The sequence below is a fragment of the Niveispirillum cyanobacteriorum genome, from assembly GCF_002868735.1.
GTDB lineage: Bacteria > Pseudomonadota > Alphaproteobacteria > Azospirillales > Azospirillaceae > Niveispirillum > Niveispirillum cyanobacteriorum.
Map to the genome: position 1 here is coordinate 367,620 of NZ_CP025612.1, position 22,506 is coordinate 390,125.

Annotated in this window: 17 protein-coding genes and 1 tRNA gene; 11 read left to right on the forward strand and 7 right to left on the reverse strand. The window is 63.9% G+C overall.

Annotation, left to right across the window (positions count from 1 at the left end; genetic code table 11):
• Positions 1 to 59 precede the first annotated feature (59 nt).
• The 6 genes from C0V82_RS17545 to C0V82_RS17570 all read left to right on the forward strand — a co-directional run bounded on the left by C0V82_RS17545 (position 60) and on the right by C0V82_RS17570 (position 8,487).
• The gene (locus C0V82_RS17545) at positions 60 to 1,985 is read left to right on the forward strand and encodes a bifunctional 5-dehydro-2-deoxygluconokinase/5-dehydro-2-deoxyphosphogluconate aldolase (RefSeq protein WP_102113752.1); all 1,926 of its coding nucleotides are present in this window, start codon (positions 60 to 62) and stop codon (positions 1,983 to 1,985) included.
• A complete protein-coding gene (gene iolD / locus C0V82_RS17550) occupies positions 1,982 to 3,823 on the forward strand; it encodes a 3D-(3,5/4)-trihydroxycyclohexane-1,2-dione acylhydrolase (decyclizing) (RefSeq protein WP_102113753.1) in 1,842 nt (613 codons plus the stop codon). The genes C0V82_RS17545 and iolD overlap by 4 nt, the downstream gene beginning before the upstream one ends.
• A 2-nt stretch (positions 3,824 to 3,825) precedes the next feature.
• Complete coding sequence (gene iolE / locus C0V82_RS17555) at positions 3,826 to 4,734, forward strand: myo-inosose-2 dehydratase (RefSeq protein WP_102113754.1); 909 nt, start codon at positions 3,826 to 3,828, stop codon at positions 4,732 to 4,734.
• Positions 4,731 to 5,537: a 5-deoxy-glucuronate isomerase gene (iolB, locus tag C0V82_RS17560; RefSeq protein WP_102113755.1), complete on the forward strand. Its 807-nt coding sequence runs from the start codon at positions 4,731 to 4,733 to the stop codon at positions 5,535 to 5,537. Before iolE ends, iolB begins: the two co-directional genes overlap by 4 nt.
• A gap of 34 nt (positions 5,538 to 5,571) precedes the next feature.
• Positions 5,572 to 7,074, forward strand: coding sequence for a CoA-acylating methylmalonate-semialdehyde dehydrogenase (locus C0V82_RS17565; protein WP_102113756.1), 1,503 nt, complete (start codon positions 5,572 to 5,574; stop codon positions 7,072 to 7,074).
• A gap of 81 nt (positions 7,075 to 7,155) precedes the next feature.
• Positions 7,156 to 8,487: a phytase gene (locus C0V82_RS17570; protein ID WP_158660016.1), complete on the forward strand. Its 1,332-nt coding sequence runs from the start codon at positions 7,156 to 7,158 to the stop codon at positions 8,485 to 8,487.
• Positions 8,488 to 8,505: 18 nt separating this feature from the next.
• Here the strand turns inward: C0V82_RS17570 and C0V82_RS17575 are convergent, their stop codons facing one another.
• Positions 8,506 to 8,985: a VOC family protein gene (locus C0V82_RS17575; protein WP_102113758.1), complete on the reverse strand. Its 480-nt coding sequence runs from the start codon at positions 8,983 to 8,985 to the stop codon at positions 8,506 to 8,508.
• 185 nt (positions 8,986 to 9,170) lie between these two features.
• A tRNA-Pro gene (locus C0V82_RS17580) sits at positions 9,171 to 9,247 on the reverse strand.
• Positions 9,248 to 9,533: 286 nt separating this feature from the next.
• On the opposite strand from C0V82_RS17580, the gene cutA reads away from it, so the two are divergent.
• Together cutA and C0V82_RS17590 are read left to right on the forward strand one after the other, a co-directional pair.
• Positions 9,534 to 9,761 carry a divalent cation tolerance protein CutA gene (cutA, locus tag C0V82_RS17585; RefSeq protein WP_245924271.1) on the forward strand — a complete coding sequence of 76 codons (228 nt, stop codon included), beginning with the start codon at positions 9,534 to 9,536 and terminating at the stop codon, positions 9,759 to 9,761.
• Positions 9,762 to 9,991: 230 nt separating this feature from the next.
• Positions 9,992 to 10,561 carry a manganese efflux pump MntP gene (locus tag C0V82_RS17590; RefSeq protein WP_245924272.1) on the forward strand — a complete coding sequence of 190 codons (570 nt, stop codon included), beginning with the start codon at positions 9,992 to 9,994 and terminating at the stop codon, positions 10,559 to 10,561.
• A 10-nt stretch (positions 10,562 to 10,571) separates the two neighbouring features.
• Here the strand turns inward: C0V82_RS17590 and C0V82_RS17595 are convergent, their stop codons facing one another.
• Both C0V82_RS17595 and C0V82_RS17600 read right to left on the reverse strand, forming a co-directional pair.
• A complete protein-coding gene (locus C0V82_RS17595; protein ID WP_199772579.1) occupies positions 10,572 to 11,657 on the reverse strand; it encodes an HD domain-containing phosphohydrolase in 1,086 nt (361 codons plus the stop codon).
• A gap of 2 nt (positions 11,658 to 11,659) precedes the next feature.
• Complete coding sequence (locus tag C0V82_RS17600; RefSeq protein WP_158660017.1) at positions 11,660 to 13,741, reverse strand: MHYT domain-containing protein; 2,082 nt, start codon at positions 13,739 to 13,741, stop codon at positions 11,660 to 11,662.
• A 303-nt stretch (positions 13,742 to 14,044) separates the two neighbouring features.
• Between C0V82_RS17600 and C0V82_RS17605 the strand changes: the two genes are divergently transcribed.
• The gene (locus C0V82_RS17605) at positions 14,045 to 17,536 is read left to right on the forward strand and encodes a response regulator (protein ID WP_245924286.1); all 3,492 of its coding nucleotides are present in this window, start codon (positions 14,045 to 14,047) and stop codon (positions 17,534 to 17,536) included.
• Positions 17,537 to 17,655: 119 nt separating this feature from the next.
• Here C0V82_RS17605 and rpsI read toward each other — a convergent pair whose 3' ends face one another.
• Entirely contained in the window at positions 17,656 to 18,141 is a 486-nt protein-coding gene (rpsI, locus tag C0V82_RS17610) for a 30S ribosomal protein S9 (protein ID WP_102113764.1), read from the reverse strand.
• 3 nt (positions 18,142 to 18,144) lie between these two features.
• Positions 18,145 to 18,609, reverse strand: a complete 465-nt coding sequence (rplM, locus tag C0V82_RS17615) for a 50S ribosomal protein L13 (protein WP_094456741.1) — start codon at positions 18,607 to 18,609, stop codon at positions 18,145 to 18,147.
• A gap of 305 nt (positions 18,610 to 18,914) precedes the next feature.
• Here rplM and C0V82_RS17620 point away from each other — a divergent pair, with 305 nt between their 5' ends.
• The gene (locus tag C0V82_RS17620) at positions 18,915 to 19,151 is read left to right on the forward strand and encodes a hypothetical protein (protein WP_102114371.1); all 237 of its coding nucleotides are present in this window, start codon (positions 18,915 to 18,917) and stop codon (positions 19,149 to 19,151) included.
• Between the two features lie 84 nt (positions 19,152 to 19,235).
• On the opposite strand, the gene C0V82_RS17625 is transcribed toward C0V82_RS17620, so the two are convergent.
• Positions 19,236 to 21,311, reverse strand: coding sequence for a S46 family peptidase (locus C0V82_RS17625; protein WP_245924273.1), 2,076 nt, complete (start codon positions 21,309 to 21,311; stop codon positions 19,236 to 19,238).
• Positions 21,312 to 21,579: 268 nt separating this feature from the next.
• Between C0V82_RS17625 and C0V82_RS17630 the strand changes: the two genes are divergently transcribed.
• Complete coding sequence (locus C0V82_RS17630) at positions 21,580 to 22,500, forward strand: alpha/beta fold hydrolase (protein ID WP_158660019.1); 921 nt, start codon at positions 21,580 to 21,582, stop codon at positions 22,498 to 22,500.
• Positions 22,501 to 22,506: the final 6 nt, after the last annotated feature.

Genomic DNA, 22,506 nt, shown 5'->3' on the forward strand with positions numbered 1-22,506 from the left:
TGGAGACGAAATTGACGGCCCGGTGAACGGGCCCCCGCGACACGCATGGGGAGTGTTGAATGCCCTCTCAGGATCAACAGACCCTGGACCTTCTGGCCATTGGCCGGTCCAGCGTCGACCTTTACGGCCAGCAGGTCGGTGGGCGATTGGAGGATATGGCCTCCTTCGCCAAATATGTCGGCGGCAGCCCGACGAACACGGCTGTGGGTGGCGCGCGCCTGGGGCTGCGGACGGGTCTGCTGACCCGCGTCGGTGCGGACCATATGGGGCGTTTCATTGCCGAACAACTGACACGGGAAGGGGTGGATACCAACGGGGTGATCACCGATCCGGCCCGTCTGACCGCCCTTGTCATCCTAGGCATCCGCGACCGTGAGAATTTCCCGCTGATTTTCTATCGTGAGAACTGCGCCGACATGGCGCTGGTGCCCGAGGATGTGGACCTGGAACTGGTGGCCCGTGCGCGGTCGGTGCTGATCAACGGCACCCATCTGTCGCAGCCGGGCGTGCGGGCCGCCAGCCTGAAGGCCGCCCATGCAGTGCGGGAAGCCGGCGGGCGCGTCGTGTTCGACATCGATTACCGCCCCGTGCTCTGGGGCCTGACGGGCCGCGACGCCGGCGAAAACCGTTTCGTCGCTGCCCAGGCCGTGACCGACAGTTTGCAGGAGGTGCTGCCGCTCTGCGATCTGATCATCGGGACGGAGGAGGAGGTGCATATCCTGGGCGGCAGCACCGACACCATCGCCTGCCTGCGCGCCATCCGGGAAAAGACCGACGCCCTGCTGGTGGCCAAACGTGGCCCCATGGGCTGTGTGGCCTTTCCCGGCGCCATCCCCGACAGCCTGGGTGATGGGGTCGGTGCGCGCGGCTTCCCGGTGGAGGTCTATAATGTGCTGGGGGCGGGCGATGCCTTCATGGCGGGGTTCCTGCGCGGCTGGCTGCGCGATCTGCCATTGGAACAATGCTGTGAGCTGGGCAATGCCTGCGGCGCCATCGTGGTGTCGCGCCATGGCTGCGCGCCGGCCATGCCGACTTGGACGGAGCTGCAGCATTTCCTGGCCGATGAAGACCGCCCGTTCCGCCTGCGCGAGGATAAGGACCTTGAGCATGTGCATTGGGCGACGACGCGCCAGGGCACCTATCCGGAACTGACCGTCCTGGCCGTGGATCACCGCAGCCAGTTTGAAGATCTGGCGGCCGAGCTGGGCGTGGATATCGGTCTTGTCCCCGCCTTCAAGAATTTGGCTCTGTCGGCGCTGGACCGCGTGGCGGGGGGTGATCCGCGCTTTGGTGTGCTGCTTGATGGGCGGTTCGGGTTCGATGCGCTGGCCCGGGCGGGTGACTTCCCCTACTGGATCGGCCGGCCGATTGAGGAACCAAAGTCACGGCCACTCGCGTTCGAGAGCAGTGCCGATGTGGCCACGGAACTGGCCGAATGGCCGCTGAACCATGTCGTGAAATGCCTGGTCTTCTATCACCCCGATGATCCGGCCGATCTGCGCGAGCGTCAGGAAAGGCAGGTGCTGCGCCTGTTCGATGCCTGCCGCAAGACCCGGCATGAATTGCTGCTGGAAGTGATCGTGCCCTCCGGCATGTCCGTGGACAGTGACACGGTCGCCCGCGCGGTGCAGCGTTTCTACGATCTGGGTGTGCGGCCCGACTGGTGGAAGCTGGAACCGGTGGAAGACGCCGCCGCCTGGGGCCGGATTTCCCAGGTGGTGGGGCAGAACGACCCGCTGTGCCGGGGCATCGTGCTGCTGGGTCTGTCGGCGCCGGAGGAGGAACTGGTCGCGTCCTTCCAGGTGGCGGCCTCCTTCCCGCAGGTGAAGGGTTTTGCCGTGGGCCGCACCATCTTCCACGATGTGGCGCGCCAATGGCTGACCCGCAGCATTGATGATGAACAGGCGGTAACGGCACTGGCCGGCAAGCTGACGCGGCTGGTCACGGCCTGGCGGAATGCGCGTGAACAGGGGATGCCCACATGAACACGATCCGACTGACAGCCGCGCAGGCCATGGTGCACTGGCTGGCGGCGCAGAGGGTGGAAGGGGAAGGGGGACCCGTCCCCTTCTTTGCCGGGGTCTGGGCCATTTTCGGCCATGGCAATGTCGCCGGCCTGGGGGAGGCGCTACACGGCATCGGCGATGCGCTGCCCACCTATCGTGCGCATAATGAACAGGGCATGGCCCATGCCGCCATCGCCTTTGCCAAGGCCAGCAACCGCCGCCGGGCCATGGTCTGCACCAGTTCCATCGGCCCCGGCGCCACCAACATGGTGACGGCGGCGGCGCTGGCCCATGTCAACCGCTTGCCGGTGCTGTTCCTGCCCGGTGATATCTTCGCCAGCCGCCGGCCCGACCCGGTCTTGCAGCAGGTGGAGGATTTTGGCGACGGCACCGTGTCGGCCAATGATTGTTTCCGGCCCGTCAGCCGCTATTTCGACCGGATCATGCGGGCCGAACAGTTGCTGGATGCGCTGCCCCGCGTCATGGCGGTGCTGACCGACCCTGCCGATTGCGGGCCGGTGACGCTGGCCTTCTGTCAGGATACGCAGGCCGAAGCCTATGACTGGCCGGAAAGCTTCTTTGAACCGCGCCTGTGGCATTTTCGGCGGGTCGAACCCGATCCGCGTGAACTGTCACTGCTGCGCGACCGGCTGGCCAAGGCTGAACGGCCCCTGATCATCGCCGGCGGCGGGGTGCATTATTCCGGGGCGGCGGCAACCCTGGCCGATTTCGCTCGTGCGACCGGCGTTCCGGTGGCGGAGACGCAGGCCGGCAAGGGCGCCTTGCCCTGGGACCATCCGGCCAACCTGGGCGCTATCGGTGTGACGGGCAGTGAGGCCGCGAACAAGGCGGCGGATGAGGCTGACCTGATCATCGGCATCGGCACACGTCTGGCCGATTTCACCACCGGTTCGCGCCGCCTGATCCATAATCAGGGTCGCGATCTGGTGCAGGTGAACGTCGTCGCCTTTGACGCCTTCAAGCAGGGCGCCCTGCCGGTGGTGGGGGATGCGGGCCGGGTGCTGGAGCTGCTGTCGGCCAGCCTGTCGGGCTGGATGGCGCCGGCCGGCTGGGTTGCCACCCTGGCCGACGCGCGGGTGGCGTGGGATGCGCAGGTTGAGGCGGTGACGGCCCCGCCCGCTGGCCCTGGCCTGCCCACCGATGCACAGGTGATCGGTGCGGTCCAACGCGCCGCCGCTGACGATGCTATCGTCGTTTGTGCCGCCGGTGGCCTGCCGGGCGACCTGCACAAGCTGTGGCGGGTGAAGCGGCCCGGCGGATACCATATGGAATATGGCTATTCCTGCATGGGGTACGAAATCGCCGGTGGTGTTGGCGTGGCCATGGCCCAGCCGCAGCGGCCGGTGCATGTCATGGTGGGCGACGGTTCCTATCTGATGATGAATTCCGAACTGGCCGTGTCGGTCATGTTGGGGACGAAGCTGATCGTCACCCTGCTGGATAATCGTGGTTTCGGCTGTATCAACCGGTTGCAGGCGGCCACGGGTGGTGCGCCCTTCAACAACCTGCTGGCCGATGCCCGCCACCGGGACATGCCCCGCATCGATTTCGCCGCCCATGCCGCCAGCCTGGGCGCCATCGCGGAAAAGGTGGCGGATATCGCGGAACTGGAGGCGGCGCTGGCCCGCGCCCGCACCGCCGACCGCAGCACGGTGATCGTGATCGACACCGACCCGCGCCCGTCCGATGCCGGTGGCGGGGCCTGGTGGGACGTGGCGGTGCCGGAGACATCCACGCGTGAGCAGGTGCGCCAGGCGCGCGCCGCCTATCAAACCAAGATCAATGAAGGCTTGTGATCATGAGCATCCGTTTCGGCGTCAGCCCCATTGCCTGGATCAATGACGACATGCCCGAACTGGGCGGTGACACGCCGCTGTCCACGGTCCTGTCGGATACGCGGGATATCGGTTTCACCGGGATCGAGCTGGGCGGGCGTTTCCCGCGCGATCCCGCCGTGCTGCGCGACCTGCTGGGCAGTTACGATCTGGATCTGGTCGGCGGCTGGTACAGCGGCAATCTGCTGGTCCAGGATGCGCAGGCGGAGATCGCAGCGCTTCAGCCGCATCTGGCGCTGCTGAAGGCGCTGGGCACCGATGTCTTCGTCTTTGCCGAAACCAGCAATGCCATCCATTGCCGCAAGGAAATCCCCTTAAACGACACCCCGTCCCTGAATGAGGCGGAATGGGTGCAGTTCGGCGCGCGGTTGACGGAAGTGTCGGATTACCTGAAGGGCCAGGGCATGCGCATGGCCTATCACCACCATCTGGGCACGGTCGTTGAACGGCCAGCCGATCTGGACGCCTTCCTGCGCCATACGGGACCCAGCGTCGGCCTGACGGTCGATACGGGCCATGCCGTGCTGGGCGGGGTCGATCCGCTGGCCCTGCTGCGCGACCACCCGGAACGTGTGGCCCATGTCCATTGCAAGGATTACCGCCGGGATGTCTTTGCCCGCGTGCGCGAAACGGGGATGAGCTTCCTTGACGGGGTGCTGGCCGGCATGTTCACCGTGCCGGGCGATGGCGGCATCGATTTCGGCGCCGTCATGCGCACGCTCGCCGATATCGGCTATAGCGGCTGGGTCATTGTGGAGGCGGAGCAGGACCCCGCCATCGCCCCGCCCGCCGATTATGGCCGCATCGGCATCCGCACCCTGACCGATGCCGCGACGGCGGCGGGCCTGACCATTGTGGGGAGGGGGGCATGAGCCGGCTGCGTGTCCGCCCGACGGCCCCCGATGCCGATGGCCGCACCCTGTCGGTGACTCCGGAAAGTGCGGGCTGGGGCCATGTGGGTTTCGCCCTGCACCGGTTGAAACCGGGGCAGAGTGTGTCGGGGCTGGAACCGGACCGGGAGCTTTGCCTGGTGCTGGTGGCTGGCACGGCGCGCATTGTGGCGGGAGAGGCCGATCTGGGCCTGACCGGCGGGCGCCAAAGCCCGTTCGAGGATGCGGCCCCCGGTGCCGCCTATATTCCCGCCGGGGTTTCTTACACCGTGACGGCGGACGGTCCCGTCGAACTGGCCATCTGTTCCGCACCTGGCCGCCCCGGTGGGGAGGCCCGCCTGATCGCGTCCGCCCGCATGGGGCGGGAGGTGCGCGGGCAGGGCACCAATACTCGCCATGTGCGCAATATCCTGCCGGAAGGGGAGCCCGCCGACAGCTTGCTGGTGGTGGAGGTCGTCACGCCCGGCGGCCACTGGTCCAGCTACCCGCCGCACAAGCATGACACGTCGCGGGAGCAGGAAACCCTGCTGGAGGAAACTTATTACCACCGTCTCAACCCGCCGCAGGGCTTCGCGTTCCAGCGTGTCTATACCGACGATCGGTCGCTGGATGAGACGGTGTGCGTGGAGGATGGCGATGTGGTGATGGTACCGCGCGGGTACCATCCGGTCGGCGCCCCCCATGGCTATGATCTTTATTACTTGAATGTGATGGCGGGGCCGGAGCGCAAGTGGCGTTTCCATAATGACCCAGCCCATGAATGGATCATCACGGGACCGCGCTGAACCGCCGTTTCCCGTCAAATCAGGAACATGAACGATGCGCGAGATTTCGCATTTCATCGATGGGCAGCGCGTGCCCGGACGGTCGGGCCGTTACGCCGATGTGTTCGATCCCAATTCCGGTCAGGTCCAGGCCCGTGTGGCGCTGGCCAGTGGCGGTGAACTGGACGCGGCCATCGCCTCTGCCGCCCGCGCACAGCCGGCCTGGGCCGCCATGAACCCGCAGCGCCGGGCCCGCGTGATGTTCAATTTCAAGCATCTGCTTGAAAAACACATGGACGAGCTGGCGCATCTACTGTCGTCCGAACACGGCAAGGTCATTGCCGACGCCAAGGGCGATATCCAGCGCGGGCTGGAGGTGATTGAATTTGTCTGCGGCATCCCGCACCTGCTGAAGGGTGATTACACGCAAGGCGCCGGGCCGGGCATCGATGTCTATTCGATGCGCCAGCCGCTGGGCGTGGTCGCCGGCATCACGCCGTTCAACTTCCCGGCCATGATCCCGCTCTGGATGCTGGGGCCGGCGGTGGCGGCGGGTAATGCCTTCATCCTGAAACCGTCGGAACGCGACCCATCGGTGCCGGTGCGGTTGGCCGAACTGCTGATGGAAGCGGGGCTGCCGCCCGGCATCGTCAATGTCGTGCAGGGCGACAGGCAAGCGGTGGAAGGCATTCTGGATCACCCGACCATCCGCGCCGTCAGCTTTGTCGGGTCCAGCGATATCGCCCAGGCCGTCTATAATCGCGGCTCGGCCGCCGGCAAGCGCATGCAGTGCATGGGCGGGGCCAAGAACCATGGCATCGTCCTGCCCGACGCAGACTTGGATCAGGCCGTCGCGGATATCATCGGGGCCGCCTACGGCTCCGCCGGGGAACGCTGCATGGCGCTGCCGGTGGTTGTGCCGGTGGGGGAGCGCACGGCCTTGGCCCTGCGCGAGAAGTTGGTGACGGCCATCGGCGGCTTGCGCGTTGGTGTCTCAACCGATGAACAGGCCCATTACGGTCCCGTCGTCACGGCCCAGCATAAGGCGCGCATCGAACGTTATATCGCGTTGGGGGTGGAGGAAGGGGCCGAACTGGTGGTTGATGGGCGCGGATTGAGCCTGCAGGGCCATGAGGAAGGCTATTTCCTGGGTCCGACCCTGTTCGACCATGTGAAGGCCGACATGCAGGCCTATCGCGATGAAATCTTCGGCCCGGTGCTGCAGATCGTGCGGGCCGACAGCTTTGCCGAGGCGCTGAGCCTGCCCACCCGTCACGCCTATGGCAATGGTGTCGCCATCTTCACCGCCAATGGTGATGCCGCCCGTGAATTTGCCGATCAGGTGGAGATCGGCATGGTCGGCATCAATGTGCCGATCCCTGTCCCCGTTGCCTATCACAGCTTCGGTGGCTGGAAACGGTCGGGCTTTGGCGATCTGAATCAGTATGGAATGGATGGCGTGCGCTTCTTCACCCGCACCAAGACCGTGACCCAGCGCTGGCCCCGCCGCCAGGGCGCGGTTGTGGACCAGAGCTTTGTGATCCCGACGATGCGTTAAACGCGCATCGTTGGCTTACCCCCATGGCAGGGGGGCGCTTTCCCTTACAAAAATCCTCAAGGAATGGGAGAATCCGAGACCATGCGTGCCCTGATCCCTTTTGCAGCTCTGCTGCTGCTCTCTGCCTGCGGGCAGGAAAAGTCGGCTGTCCCGACGGCGACGGCCAGTCTCCCCCTTGTCAAGCCAGTGGCGGAAACTGCCCCTGGTTTGCCCGATAGCGTACAGACCGGTGATGCCGATGATCCGTCCTTCTGGCTGCACCCCACGGACCCGGCCAAAAGCCTGGTGATCACGGCGGTTAAGGGATCGGGCCTGCGCGTCTATGATCTTCAGGGCAAGCTGGTGCAGCGGATCGATGCGCAGCCTGATGGCCGCTATAACAATGTCGATGTGGCCTATGGGCTGAGGCGTGCCGACGGTTCCACGATCGACATTGCGGTCGCCAGTGACCGGGGGCGCGACCGTCTGGTGGTCTGGGCCATTGATCCGGCTAACCCGACGGCACCCCTGACCGATATCAGCGACCCTAACCAGGGCCCGGTCTTCCCCACCCGCCTGTCACAGGATGGTAAAAGCGAGATCGATAATCCCGTTTCCGATCAGGTCAGCGCCTATGGTCTCACCCTGTGGCAGGACAGGGCAACGGGGGAGGTGCGGGCCGTGGTGGCGCAACGCAAGGCGGCGCGGCTGGCCGAGCAGCGTCTGGTGGTGAAGCAAGACGGTACTGTCGGTCATGAGCGTGTCCGCCACTGGGATTTCCCCACCAGCCACAAGGGCCAGGATTTGTGGGCGGAGCATGACACTGATCCCGAACAGGATTGGTCACCGCAGTTCGAGGGGCTGGTGGTGGATGCCGAAGCCGGGATCCTGTTCGCGGGGCAGGAGGATGTGGGCCTGTGGCGGGTGAACCTCACCACCGGCAAGGCCGACGACAAGCCGTTTTATGAAACGCGCGGATCGGTGAAAAGCCCGTTCAACAATCCCGACAGCAAGGTGGCCCGCGATGTCGAAGGTCTGGCGCTCTATCGTGGGGCCGACGGCACCGGCTACCTGATCGCGTCCAGCCAGGGTGATGCGCATGGCGACGGCGGGCATTCAGACAATGGTGGCCTGGATGACAGCTTCGCCATCTTTGAACGCGGCGGGCAGAACCTGTATCTGGGCAGTTTCAAGCTGACGGCCAATGGCACCATTGATGCCGGGCAGGAATGTGATGGGGCCGAACTGGTCTCTATCCCCTTGCCGGGTTATCCCAACGGCCTGCTGATGGTGCAGGACGGGTACAATGATGACCTGAATGGCATGACGGGTAATCCCTCCGCCACCAATTTCAAATATGTCTCGTGGGCCGATGTCATGGCCGCCCTGCCGGGCACCTTGACGGTACCGGCAGGGGGCTGGTCACCGCGATAGGATTGATGGGTTGCGCTGTCAGCCACGCCGGGCCGCATCGATGATGGCGATGTCGATCTTCGACATCGCCATCATGGCTTCGAATGCCCGCTTCGCCTCATCCCCACCGGCGGCCAGTGCCGCTGTCAGGGTACGCGGGGTGATCTGCCATGAAATGCCCCACTTGTCCTTGCACCAACCGCAGGCACTTTCCTGGCCGCCATTGCCCACAATTGTGTTCCAGTACCGGTCGGTTTCCTCTTGATCGTCGGTGGCGATCTGAAACGAAAACGCCTCGCAATGTTTGAAGGCTGGCCCGCCATTCAGACCCAGGCAAGGGATCCCGGCCACCGTGAATTCCACCGTCAGCACATCCCCGGTCTTGCCGGACGGGTAGTCACCGGGCGCGCGGTGGACAGCGATTACAGCACTGTCGGGGAACACTGAGGCATAGAAATGAGCCGCTTCCTCGGCATCTTTATCGTACCAGATGCAGATGGTGTTCTTGGCCGCCGTCATGGTCCGTCCCCTTGCGTCTGAAAGGCAGACGCCTACGCCGCCATGTCCGAAGGATATCATGAACGTCGCCGCTGTCCAAGCGGCAGGACACCAATCCGTCCAGCACCCAAGCCAGAAAACACGAAAGCCGCCGTCATTTCTGACGGCGGCTTTTCGCGTAAGCCCTTGATTGGGCTTCGAGAGAATGGTCGGAGCGACAGGATTCGAACCTGCGACCCCTAGACCCCCAGTCTAGTGCGCTACCAGGCTGCGCCACGCTCCGACCTCTCGATGAACGCCGGTCGGTTTGGGCCGTCCGTCGTTCGGGCGCGGACTATAGCCACCACATTTGGGGGATGCAACGGTTGTATCAGGAAAAATGCGTTTTCCGGTCTGCCTTGCCCAAAGCGCGGGTCTGCGACCTTGCCGCTGTGTGCGACGGGGGGCGGCGTCTGGGCTGACGTCCCACTCATAATGCGAATGAAATCAGTGGGATAGATGTATAAATCCGCTTTGTTGCTGTGACTGCGTCCGACCGGGAGATCGCGTGTGTCATTGGCAGGGATGTGGTGGTTGGCACTCTTGCCGCCTGTGCCGACATCCTGCAGGGCATGGAATCATTCTATTGCTGGCAGGGAAAAGCGGAGCTGGCGGCAGAAACGGTGCTGATCCTGACATGCGGTGCGACCGGGTTTGCGGTGCTGGCGGAACGGGTGAAGGCCCTGCATTCCTATAGGGTTCCTTGCATCATCGCGCTGTCAGGTATCAGTGCCTTCAGACCGGATGTGCGGTTCTGACCGCTTGACGGGGCGCAGGTGGCCGCCTATACCGCCCCCGTCAATTGGGGAGTAGTCCGCCGCCGGCGCAATTGCCCGGTGGTGTCCGTGTCAACAGACTTGGGGTTCGCCCCATGGCGCGGACGACTGGCCAGCAGGCCCGTTCGACGAGACCGATGGCGCAATCGCCCTTCCCGGGACCGGGGGTGGATTGCGTTCATCGTTGCTCAGTCGTCCCCGGAGTCATTGCCTTGATCGCCACCACGACCTTCGCCCTGGCCCTCAGTCTTGCCATGGACGCGTTTGCTGCCGCTTTGGGCAAGGGCGCTGCCCTGCGTCGTCCCAATATGGGGCAGGCCTTGACCGTTGGCGCCGTCTTCGGCGCGTTTCAGATGGTCATGCCGTTGATCGGCTTTGCGCTGGGCATGGCCTTTGCCGATATTGTCGCCGCCGTGGATCACTGGATTGCCTTTGCCCTGCTGTCCGTGGTCGGTGGACGCATGGTGTGGGAGGCCTGGAACGGCGAGGATGATGAAGAGAACGGGGCCGGTGGCATGACGCTCACCCTTTCCGCCCTGTTCATGGCCGGGTTTGCGACCTCGGTCGATGCACTGGCCATCGGCGTGCCGCTGGCCTTCTTCGATGAGCCAATCCTGGCGTCGGCCGTGGTCATCGGGCTGGTGACATTCGGTTTGTCGACAGTGGGCGTGATGCTGGGCCGGGCCGTCGGCCCGCTGTTGGGGCGCTGGGCGGTTGGCATCGGCGGGGCCGGACTGGTGCTGTTGGGCACCAAGATCCTGGTGCAGCATCTGGGGGCGTAAGCCCCCACCATCAATCCATCAGTTCGGCACGGATGGACAGCATCCGATCAATATTATCGATGAACAGGCGCGTCAGCGTGGGGTCCAGGTGACTGCCGGCAATCTGATCCAGATGGGCCAGCACGTCTTCCATCTTCCAGGGCTGCTTATAGGGCCGTGCTGATAGCAGGGCGTCGAACACGTCGCAGATGGCAACGATCCGCCCGCTGAGGGGAATGTCTTCCCCGGCCAGGCCCAAGGGATAGCCGCTTCCGTCCCATTTTTCATGGTGCGTGCCGGCAATCTCCGACGCCAAATCCAGCAATGCCAGCCCGCTGCCGGCCAGCAATTGCTCACCGATGCGGGCATGGGACTTCATAATGACCCACTCATCCTCATCCAGCCGGCCGGGTTTCAACAGGACCCGGTCGGGAATGCCGATCTTGCCGATGTCGTGTAGCGGCGCCGCCGCTGCGATCTTGGCGCACAGGGCGGGCGGCAGGCCGGCCAGTTCCGCCATAACCCCCGACATCCGGCCGATACGGGTGACATGCTGGCCCGTATCTTCGTCCCGGAACTCCCCAGCGGAACACAGGCGGGTGATGATCTCGGCGCGTGTCCGTTCCAGTTCCGCCGTGCGCTCCCGCACCAGCCGTTCCAGTACTTCCGTCTGCCGCCGCTGCGCCTTGTTCAGCAGATGCAGTTCCAGAAGATTGCGCGACCGCGCCTCCAACTCCCAGAAGGCATAGGGTTTTGTGACATAGTCGCGGGCGCCCGCATCCAGCGCGCGGCGGCGCGACGCCTCGTCATTCTGCGCCGTTACCATCAGCACGGGCGGCGTCTCGGACCCCAGGATGGCTTTCAGCCGGCCAATGAAGCCCGGACCATCCAGTCCCGGCATGCGGTAATCCAGCAGCACGAGGTCCGGCACATTGCGTTCCGCGATGGCCAACCCCTCGAACGGGTCCATGGTGGAACTGACATTCTCAAAACCCGCCATGTCCAGCATGCCCAAAAGCAGCTCAACATTCGCGGGCATGTCATCGACGACCAGGATATGGGCGAGGCGCTGTTCATCTTCCATTGAGGAAGGGGCTGCGACGGCAGCGACATTCATGCTCAGGCGGCCCTTCTTGCCAGCGCCTCGTCAACGGCCGACAGGAACTCCGGCACGCGCAATGGCTTCGTCAGATAGCGGTGGAACCCGGCGGCGACTCCCCGCTCAACCTCTCGGGGCAGGGCGTTGGCCGACAGGGCGAGGGCAGGGATGCCGGAAGTGACCGGATCGGCACGCAGACGGGCCAGCACTTCGAATCCGTCCATACCCGGCAGATTGATATCCAGAATGATGATGTCGGGCAGATGCGAACGTGCCAGCTGCAATCCCGATCCCGGATCGGCGGCCACCAGCAGCCGGAAGCCGCCCAGGCTGTCGATCAGGTCGCGCATCAGCTGAATGTTGGCGGGATTATCCTCCACATACAGCATCGTGCGCTCTGTATCCGTGCTGTTGCTGGCCAGTGCTGCTGTCCGGGTGTTCTCCAGGGCGACGACCGGGGCGGCGGCAGGCAGGTCGAAATGGAACCGGCTGCCCTGTCCCTCCGTGCTGTCCACCAGGATGACACCCCCCATGGCCTGGACCAGCCGCTGGCAGATGGTGAGGCCGATACCCGTACCCTCAACCGTGCCATGTTCCCGTCCCAAACGGTTAAAGGGCTGGAACAACTGATTGAGACGGTCGGCAGGGATGCCCAGGCCAGTATCGGTCACGCTGACGGAGATGCGGCCATCGGTTCCGGGCACGACGGACAGGACGACCCGGCCATTAGTACGGTTATATTTAATGGCGTTGGAGGTAAGGTTGCTCAGTACCTGCACCAACCGCGTCCGGTCGGCATAGACGGTAGCGCTCTCCGCCTTGATATCAAGGGACAGGGTGATGCCGGCGCCGTCGGCCACGGGCTGCATGTTGCTGGCCACATCGCGCGCAACCGCCGCCGCATCGACAGGCTCCAGCGACATGGACAGCCGACCTGCCTCCACTTTGGCCAGATCCAGGACCTCGTCGATCAGGCGAAGTAGATGGGTGCCGGCCTTCTCAATCTGAACGGCGGCGCGTTCCTGCTTGACGGTCAGCGGCTCACGGGCACGGTTATAGAGAAGCAGCTGCGCGAACCCCATGATGGAGTTCAGGGGCGTGCGCAACTCATGGCTCATGCTGGCCAGGAATTCGGACTTGGCCTGACTGGCGGCCTCCGCGCGGGCGCGGGCCTCTTCCAGATCCAGGGTGCGCTCGGCCACACGCTGTTCCAGGGCTACCTTGGATTGCTCCAACTCCGCCTCGATGCGGCGGCGGACCTGCATCTCCTCTCCCAACGCCTGGAAGGACCGGCGCAACTGTTCGGCCTCCCGCGCGGCGGCGGCGGAAATACGACGGTCGGCGATCCCGGCCACCAGGCCCAGAACCAGCAGCCCATAGGTGGCGGCGGCGATGGCGGCGGCCAGGACGGTGCGCGGGATGCCTTCGGATGCAGGTGGCAGGGTGGGGTCGATGGTGACGACAAGGGCGCCCATCCCCGTATAATGCATGCCGCAGATGGCAACGCCCATCACCAGGGCCGCCGCCACGCGCAAACTGAAACGCTGTGGCGTCAGGGCCAGCCAGAGCGCAACCGTCGCTGCTACCAGGGCAATCACGACGGAGAGCGTGAAAAGGCCTGGTTCATAGGCGATTGAGCCCGGCAGCAGCAGTGCCGCCATGCCCGTATAGTGCATGACGACGACGCCCATGCCCACAATCGCGCCTGCCGGCAACAGCCGCGCCGGCCCGATGCCACCACTGACCAGCCACAGGCCAAGCGCCACCACCGCAATGGGCACTACCAGGGACAGGATGGTCAATCCCGTATGGAAACCGACTGAGGCCTCCGTATCGAACGCCAGCATGCCCAGGAAATGCATGGACCAGATGCCGCCACCCAGTGCCATCGACGCTGCGCCATGCCAGGCCCAACGCCAGTTTCCGTCCGAATGGCGCAGCCGTTCGGCCATGTCCAGCGCGACAAAGGAAGCAAAAGCGGCGGTCAGGTAAGATAGTGCAACCAGCCAAAGGTTATGACCCGTGGTGGCACCCTCGGCGTTCGTGAAGCATAAACCCAAAATCTCAACGCGCACCGATACCCCCGCCCACAAGCTGTTCATCGGAGTATCCATATTTATGCGACATCGGAAAGGTTAAAAGCACGAACGAACAATTCACGGCGGACGCCGCTTTTCATGGTGTTGCTGCCTTCTAAAGTGGAAGGAATGGGTTATAGAGGGGCCATAGCGCCGCACTATCCCAATGCACTTGCCATCGGTCGCTGCGGTCCGTTCTGTTTCCGATCCAGCACGGGTATTCTGTGCCCAACGCGCGGCCAAGGGTGCTTGCGGATTTCGTGGAACGAACGCCCGATGCGGTTACGGTTGCTGTCATTGAGGGGAAGGTTAGTCCTTTTGCTGGTCGTGGTCATCATGGCCGCGTCGGGATTGATGCTTCTGGAGTATCAATCTCGTCGGCATGAGGCACAGCAGCAGGCATTGAATCGGGCACAGGATATTGCCCGCTTTGCCGCCACGCAGCAGGCGGAGCTTCTAACCAGCCTGCAGCGTCTGGTGGGTGTTGCAGCCACCCGGATCTCGCGGGAGGCACCGGCAGACTGTGCCCGTTCACTGCAAACACTGAAGGGGACCCAGCCCTGGGTTTCCAACATCTTCGTCGCCCGGCCCGACGGGTCCATCCTGTGTTCGACCGCCCCCGATGATGAAGAGATCAATCTGTCCGACCGCGCCTACTTCAAAGAGGCGCTGACAAAGGTTCGTCCGGCAAGCAGTGGCTATCTCCGCTCCCGCGCCTCGGGTCGGCCCGTGATGGTCTATGCGCAGCCAATTGTCGTGGAGGATCGGCAGGTTTCGGGTGTGGCTCTTGCCGGCATGCTCCTCGACTGGCTGGATGGTCTGGCGGCCCGTACCCTGGCGGCGGCACCCGGTGCCACGCTGACCGCATTGGACCGCGATGGTGTGATCCTGGCCCGGTATCCCACCATGTCGGGGATCGACGGGGTGTCGATGGCGCATGCCCCCTTTGCGCAGGCGGCCATGGCCAGCGATCAGGGCACCTGGATCGGTGAGGAACTGGACGAGGTTCCGCGGCTGATGGGTTTCGTGTCGCTGAACAGCGGTATCCGCATCATCGTCTCCTATCCCCGGGACGAGGTTCTGTCGTTGGCCGTGGGGCAGTTCCAGCGCAATATGGGCCTGCTGTTTGCTTTAGCCGTCCTGTCGGTCATGGCCGTTTATCTGGGCCTGACGCAGGCTGTCCTGAACCCGTTGCGCGATCTGATCGGCACCGTGCAGAGGTTGGGCCGTGGAGAATTGAGCCTGCGTGCCCTTGCAGGACCGGGAGAGATCGGGACCCTGGCCGCCGCCATCAACGATATGGCCGCCGGTCTGCAACGGCAGACGGCGGAACTGGCCACCCGCGATGCCCAATACCGCCTGCTGTCGGAACAGGGCAGCGACGTGGTGGCGCTGCATACGCTGGATGGCACATATATCTATGTCTCCCCCACGGCCAGCTGGATGCTGGGATATGCGCCCGAACAACTGATTGGGTCCACCCCGCAGGACCGCGTTCACCCGGACGAACGGGCTGTGCTGGAGCGTGCCTTGTCCATCCTGATCGCCGGCATGCCCTGTGCGCCGGTGACCTATCGGCTGCGTCATGGCGATGGTCACTGGATTTGGGTGGAGACGGCCTTTGCCCTGGCAGCGGACGCGTTGGCGGGACAGCGTATCGTTTCGGCCACCCGCGATGTCGGTGACCGCGTCACCCAGGAACAGGAATTGCGGGCGGCGCGCGACCGCATGGGCGAACAGGCGCAGAGTCTTCAGGCGCTGGCCGCCGACCTTGACCGGTCCCGCCGCATCGCCGAAGCCGCAGCAGAAGCGGCAGAAGCCGCGCGCGGCGAAGCGGAACGCGCCAATCAGGCCAAGTCGGAATTCCTGGCTAATATGAGCCATGAGGTTCGTACGCCCATGAACGGCATCGTGGGCATGACAGCGCTTCTGCTGGACACGGCCCTGACGCCAGAACAGCGGGGCTTTGCCGAAACGATCCGGGAAAGCGCCGATGCCCTTCTCTATGTCATTAATGACATTCTGGATGTTTCGAAGCTGGAAGCCGGCAAGCTGGAACTGGAGAGCATTGATTTCGCGCTGGATGAGATCGTGGATGGCGTTGTCGCGCTTCTGACGCCTCGCGCCCAGGAGAAGGGCATCGCCCTGACGGTCCATATCGATCCTGCCGTCAACAGGGCCTATCGCGGTGACCCCGCGCGTCTGCGTCAGATTCTGCTTAATCTGGCGGGCAACGCCGTGAAATTCACCAACGAGGGGCAGGTTGCCATCCATGTCGCGGCTGCCAATGACGCGCCGGGTGGGGTGACGCCCTTGCAGTTCGCCGTCAGTGACACCGGCATAGGCATGAGTACTGAACAGGTCGGACGGCTGTTTCAGAAATTCACTCAGGCTGATAATTCCATCACCCGCCGTTTCGGTGGGACCGGCCTTGGCCTTACCATCTGCCGTCAGCTTGTGCAGTTGATGGGCGGCGACATTACGGTTGAGAGCAAAAGCGGGGAGGGCAGCCGCTTCTGCTTCACGGTTCCGCTGCCTGATGCGGCGGCGCCGCCCCCGGATTCGGCCCGGATGGATGAATGGCTGCGTGATCGCCGTGCCCTTGTCGTTGATGATACGGACACGGACCGCCGCATCCTATCGCGTCAGCTGGAACGGCTGGGCATGAAGGTCGCCGTGGCCAATGGCGCGCCGGCGGCCTTGGCCGACCTGGAACGCGCCCTGCGTGAAGGCACCTGTCCCAAACTTATCCTGATCGACCAGGCCATGCCGGGCATGACGGGTGAGACGCTGGGCGCCTGGCTGCGCGGTCATCCCAGCTTTGCCGGTATCAAGCTGGTGCTTGTCACCTCTGCCGGCAAGCTCGATCCCGGTGACCCGGCGGCCGAGAGTTTTGATGCCGTCATGGTCAAGCCGATACGCCCGCAGAACCTGAAGGAGGTTCTGGGCCGCCTGTTCGCGCCCGCATCAGGCCCGATGCCGGAGATGGGCACCAGTCTGGATGCCGGCCGTGGTAAGGGGCGTCGTGTGCTGGTGGTGGATGACAATTCCGTCAACCGCAACGTTGCCCGCCTTATCCTAGAGCGGGATGGCTATGGGGTCGATCTGGTGGATGACGGCATGGAAGCCATCGTGGCGGCGGAGGCCAGCCGATATGATCTGATCCTGATGGATGTGCAGATGCCCGGCATGGACGGGATTGAGGCGACGCGGATGATCCGTACGCAGGAAGGCCAGACAGGCAAGCCCCGTACGCCCATCATTGCCATGACGGCTAATGCCATGGTCGGCATGCGTGAGAGCTATCTGGAAGCCGGCATGGACGATTACGTTTCCAAACCCTATGAGCCCCTTGAATTGCTGCGTACGGCAGCACATTGGTGCAGCATGCGGGAAACCCCTGACCCCGCCATTGCCCCGCCCCCTTCGGAAAACTTGATGGATTTCGTTGGATACCCCGTCATCGACAAGACGGTCATGGATGGGTTGCTAGCCTTTACCGACGGTCCGGAGTTTGCCGATCTGGTCACGAAATTCGTGGCAACAGGGCGTGAACGCACGGCGCGGATGGGCAGCATGGCGCAGAATGGTGGTTGGGAGGAATTGCGGCGCGAGGCGCATTCCATGATCTCTCTGGCCGGCAATCTGGGGTTGCGGCAGGTGCAGCACCTGGCGGCTGCCATCGAAACCAGCCTGATCAACGGGGAACAGGCAACAGCCGTAAAGATGGCCCAGAAGATATCCAACCTCGCGCCGGCGGCGTGGAAGGCGGCGGAGGAACATGCGGACGCCTTGGTGCGGTTGCCAACGGCGCCTTAACCATTTGCTGTCATCCCACAGGGTCGGCCTGCATCTGCCAGGCAAAAGAAAAAGGGCGTTCCCACCTGGGGAACGCCCTTTCTCCGTACTGAGCCCGGCGAACCGGGAACCAAACGCGATTAGCGCTTGGAGAACTGGAAGCTGCGGCGGGCCTTGGCCTTACCGTACTTCTTACGCTCGACCACGCGGCTATCGCGGGTCAGCAGGCCAGCGGCCTTCAGCGGCGGACGCAGGCCCGGCTCGAAGTAGGTCAGGGCCTTGGAGATGCCGTGACGCAGCGCACCGGCCTGGCCCGACAGACCACCACCGGAAACGGTGGCGATGATGTCGAACTGCTCGATGCGGCTGGTGATCTGGAACGGCTGGTTGATCATCATGCGCAGCACGGGGCGGGCGAAATAAACCGCCAGCTCACGGCCATTCACGGTGATCTTGCCGGTGCCGGGCTTCACCCAGACGCGGGCGACGGCGTTCTTGCGCTTGCCGGTGGCATAGGCGCGGCCGAAAGCGTCGAGCTTCGGCTCAGCCGGAGCGGCCGGGTCAGCGGCGACGGAGGCGGCGGCAGCGCCGGCCTTCAGGTCAGCGAGGCTGTTGATCGTGGCCATTTATCAGGCGCTCCGCTTGTTCTTGGCGTTCTTGGCGGCGAGGTCCAGCACCACCGGCGACTGCGCGGCGTGCGGATGCTCGGCACCGGCGTAAACGCGCAGGTTGCCCATCTGGCGGCGGCCCAGCGGGCTGCGCTTGATCATGCGTTCAACGGCCTTGATGATAACGCGCTCGGGGAAGCGGCCATCCAGGATCTGACCGGCAGAGCGACCCTTGATGCCGCCCGGGAAGCCGGTGTGCCAGTAGAACATGGCATCGTTCCGCTTGTTGCCGGTCAGGACGACCTTCTCGGCATTGATGACGATGACATTGTCACCGCAATCCAGGAACGGGGTGTAGGTGGGCTTGGTCTTGCCGCGCAGGATCAGGGCGATCTGGCTGGCGAGACGACCCAGGACAACGCCTTCCGCATCGATCAGAATCCAGTTCTTCTCGATCTCGGACGGCTTCAGGTTAAAGGTCTTCATCGGAGCACTCGGGCTTATACGGATGAAGGCGCCAACCACCGGGCTGGCACCGAAGCGGATGGTGATGTACCGCCCATGACCTGCCACCGCAAGCAAAAAATGCAGCAGATGCAAGGACCTGCAAAACGGTATTATAATACCTCATCCGCAAACGCTTTGATTTTATTGAGAAAAATCCCGTCGTTCGAAGGTGCGTTGTGCCCGGAAGCCCTTGCCATGACGCGGTGACATGGGGCGGATGCGTGGGAACAAGCGGGCGGGCGATGATGTTCATCCTTCATCCGCCACTTGCGATGGAGAAGATTATGTCGATTGCCTATGCCAAGGCCGGAATTGCCGCCCTGACCCTGACCTTCACCCTGGCCGCGTGCGGCAGCAACATGCAGGAACGCGCCGCCAGTGGCGCCCTGATCGGTGCCGGTACCGGCGCGGTCCTGGGTGGCAGCCTGGGCAGTGCCGCCCTGGGCGGCCTGGCCGGCGCCGGTGCCGGTGTCGTGGTGAACGAGGTGCAGAAGGACAAGCAGAAGAAGCGCAAGCCCTGATACTGGCTTGGCGGGCGCTTAAAAGCTCAAAGGCCGCCGGGATCGCTCCCGGCGGCCTTTTTGCACGAAACGAAGCCCCAGGCCTTACTTCAGGCCCAGTTCCTTAACGATATGCTGCGCGCCATAGACATTGCGCAGGGCCTCGGACATGCCGCGCACATCGACCATGACGGTGCGGTTGCGCTTGGGCTCATAGCCATAATCGCCCGATAGGCTGTGGATATTGCCATCGAAGACTAGGCCGATCACCTCGCCCTTGGCATTGATGGCGGCGGAGCCGGAATTGCCGCCGATAATGTCGTTGGTAGAGACGGCGTTATACGGCGTGGCCATGTTGACCTTGCCCTTGGCGTCATCCCAGCTCTTGGCCATGTCGAACGGGAAGGCGCCGGTGTCGCGCTCATACAGGCCACCGATGGTGGTGTAGGGCTTGACCTCGGTACCATCCAGTTCCGTCCAGCCCTGCATCTTGCCATAGGACAGGCGCAGCGACAGGGTGGCGTCGGGATAGACGCTGTCGCCATAAAGGGCGAAGCGGGCCTTGGCGATGCGGGCCTGGGCCTGCTCGACCACGGCGTCCACTTCCTCTTCGACCGACTTGCGGGCTGCGCGGGCGGCGGCATCCACCACCCTCATGAGCTTGATCATCGGATCGTCAGAGGCATCGATGGCCGCCTTGCCACCCTCGAACAGGCGCAGGCGTTCGGCCGGATCGCCCAGCTTGCTGGCCTTCACGGCGGCGGCTGCCACCTGATCGGGCGACTGCTTGCCCAGCACGGCCTTGACCAGGGCGTCATCGGGGCCGAACTGCTCGCGGAACTTGGTCAGCGAGAAGGTCAGCAGGGCGACTTCCAGGTCGGCATGCACCGGGGCCGGGTTGGACAGGCGCTGCTTCAGCGCCGGCAGACGGCTGTCACCATATTCGCGCAGACGCTGACCCGACGGCAGCAGACGCTCATCCCCGGCGCGCAGCACCAGACGGGCATTCATGGCCAGCACGCTGTCGAAGGCGCGCATGCGCTCCAGATGGATCAGGCGCTGATAGAGCTGAACGTAACGGGCTTGCGCCTTTTCGATCTGTTCGAACGCGTCGCCGACCTGGGCGGCCAGCTTCGGATCGGCAGCGATCTTGGCGCGCAGCTCCTGCTCCGCCTTGACCTTGGCGCCGAAGAATTCCTTGTCGGCCAGCGCCATCTGGCGGCCTTTCCAGACCTTGATGGAATTCTCGATGCTGTTCAGATCGTCAAACGCCTCGCGGTTACGGTCGGCATTCTCGCGGCCGAACTCGATCAGGCGGCCACGCTTTTCCTGGGCGAAGAACAGGAAGGAGGGGGCGACATTGTCGCGCACGAATTCCAGCTCCGCGATGGTGCGCAGGCGGCTGGTGGAGCCGGGATTGCCGATGACGAAGCTGGCATCGCCTTCCTTGCTGCCCTCGGTCGACCATTTGAAATGGTTCGGGCTCTTGATCGGCTTGCCATCCTCGTAAACGCGCAGCAGCGACATGTCGAGCGCGTAGCGCGGGAAGTTGAAATTGTCGGGGTCGCCGCCGAAGGAGGCTGCAGCGGCCTCCGGCGCGAAGGCCAGACGCACATCCTGATAGCGCTTGTACTTGTACAGGTTATAGCGGCCGCCCTGATACAGGGTCACGGCATCACAGCGCAGCTTGGCGTCGCCGCCGGCGCAGTTCTTCTCGATATCGGCCAGAACCGTGCGGCGGGCATTGGCGAATTCTTGGCCGGTCTTGCCGGCGGTGGCGGCTTCGACCTGGGCGGTGACGTCGGTGATTTCAACCAGCTGGTTGATCTCAATCCCGGCGCAGCTCTTCTCTTCCGGGCGGGTCTTGGCCAGGAAACCGTCGGCCTGATAATCCTTGTCGGCGGAGGAGAGTTCGGCGATGCAGTCGGCGACGCAATGGTGATTGGTCATCACCAAACCTTCGCCCGACACGAAGCTGCCGGAGCAGCCGCCGGCCAGACGCACATAGGAAAGCTGCGCCTTCTTCAGCCACTTGGCGTCCGGCGTGAAGCCGGTGGCCTTGGCGATGGCCGCCGTCGGCACATTGTCGATGGTCCACATGCCTTCATCGGCATGGGCCGCACCCACCAGCAGGGCGATGGTCGCAGCGGTCGATACCGCCAGCTTCACCGTCTTCACCATGTTCGTTCCCGTCCTTCGTTCCGCTTAAGCGCGTTTGTGTCCTGGATGCTGTGACCCACAGGCGCGAGCGCGCGCAGGTCAGGGGCGGCACCATGCGCCCAAGCCATGGGGCCGGTCAACGACCGGATGGGGCCAGTTTACAGCGGTGGCATGGTACCGCAGCCCAGCCTGCTTTATCCGCGCTGTGGTGACCTATGGCGCGGACGCGCGCATGGGGGCGATGGCTGGGGCATTGTCGCGGCGAAACCGGCTCTGATGGAGAATGCCTGTGACCGCCGATGCTGTTGACCGCCGCCAACTACTGCTGGCTGGGATGGCCATCGCAGGAGTCTCTGTCGCGGATCAGGGCGCTTTGGCGCAGGAGACGGGGGCGATCCCCGCGGCGGCGGCGGCCGGTGTGCAGCAGGACATGGCCCCCTGCCGTTTCGGCGCAATCCATTACCATTTTGTCAAACCGGCAAAGCCGACGGGCAAGCTGCCGGTCATGTGCTTTCACGCCTCCCCCGGATCGGGCCTGGGTTTCACCCGGTTCCTGCCGTTTCTGGGCAGTGACCGGATGGTGATTGCCGCTGACAATCCGGGCTTTGGCCTGTCGGATCGTCCGCCGCAGCCATCCACCATCGCCGATTTCGCTGGTGCGATGAGCGATCTGATGGATGCGCTTAACCTCAAACAAGTCGATCTTGTCGGCAGCCATACAGGCTCCGCCACGGCGGTGGAGCTGACGCGGCAGCGACCGGGTGCTGTGCGGCGTCTGGTCCTGCATTCTGCTCCGCTATTCACGCCCCAGGAAATTGCCGATTACAAGGTCCGCCTTGCCGGCAGCCATCCCGAAAGCCTGGATCAGGCCGCGGCCCAATTGCCCGACCTCTGGTCGAAATTTGCCCGCATGCGCAATGAACTGGGCGACGATGTGGCCTGGAAGGTCTTCTGGGAAATGAACCGCGATCCGCTGCATCGCGGATGGGGGCATGATGCAGCCTTCGCCTATGATTATGCCGGCGGGTTGAAACAGGTCAAACAGCCGACCTTGATCCTGAATCCACAGGAAAGCATGTCACCTGTAACGGCGCGTGCGCGCGGGATAGCGCCAAACATCCAAGTCATGGACTTGCCCTGGACCGGTGGTCTGTTCAGCCTTCATGCCCAGGATGTGGCCCCGCTGGTGCGCGCCCATCTGGACGCCTGACTAGGT

Coding starts and splice junctions, on each gene's coding strand:
- C0V82_RS17545 (WP_102113752.1), top strand. CDS start 60: ATGCCCTCTCAGGATCAACAGACCCTGGACCTTCTGGCCATTGGCCGG.
- iolD (WP_102113753.1), top strand. CDS start 1,982: ATGAACACGATCCGACTGACAGCCGCGCAGGCCATGGTGCACTGGCTG.
- iolE (WP_102113754.1), top strand. CDS start 3,826: ATGAGCATCCGTTTCGGCGTCAGCCCCATTGCCTGGATCAATGACGAC.
- iolB (WP_102113755.1), top strand. CDS start 4,731: ATGAGCCGGCTGCGTGTCCGCCCGACGGCCCCCGATGCCGATGGCCGC.
- C0V82_RS17565 (WP_102113756.1), top strand. CDS start 5,572: ATGCGCGAGATTTCGCATTTCATCGATGGGCAGCGCGTGCCCGGACGG.
- C0V82_RS17570 (WP_158660016.1), top strand. CDS start 7,156: ATGCGTGCCCTGATCCCTTTTGCAGCTCTGCTGCTGCTCTCTGCCTGC.
- C0V82_RS17575 (WP_102113758.1), bottom strand. CDS start 8,985: ATGACGGCGGCCAAGAACACCATCTGCATCTGGTACGATAAAGATGCC.
- C0V82_RS17595 (WP_199772579.1), bottom strand. CDS start 11,657: ATGAATGTCGCTGCCGTCGCAGCCCCTTCCTCAATGGAAGATGAACAG.
- C0V82_RS17600 (WP_158660017.1), bottom strand. CDS start 13,741: ATGAACAGCTTGTGGGCGGGGGTATCGGTGCGCGTTGAGATTTTGGGT.
- rpsI (WP_102113764.1), bottom strand. CDS start 18,141: ATGGCCACGATCAACAGCCTCGCTGACCTGAAGGCCGGCGCTGCCGCC.
- rplM (WP_094456741.1), bottom strand. CDS start 18,609: ATGAAGACCTTTAACCTGAAGCCGTCCGAGATCGAGAAGAACTGGATT.
- C0V82_RS17620 (WP_102114371.1), top strand. CDS start 18,915: ATGTCGATTGCCTATGCCAAGGCCGGAATTGCCGCCCTGACCCTGACC.
- C0V82_RS17625 (WP_245924273.1), bottom strand. CDS start 21,311: ATGGTGAAGACGGTGAAGCTGGCGGTATCGACCGCTGCGACCATCGCC.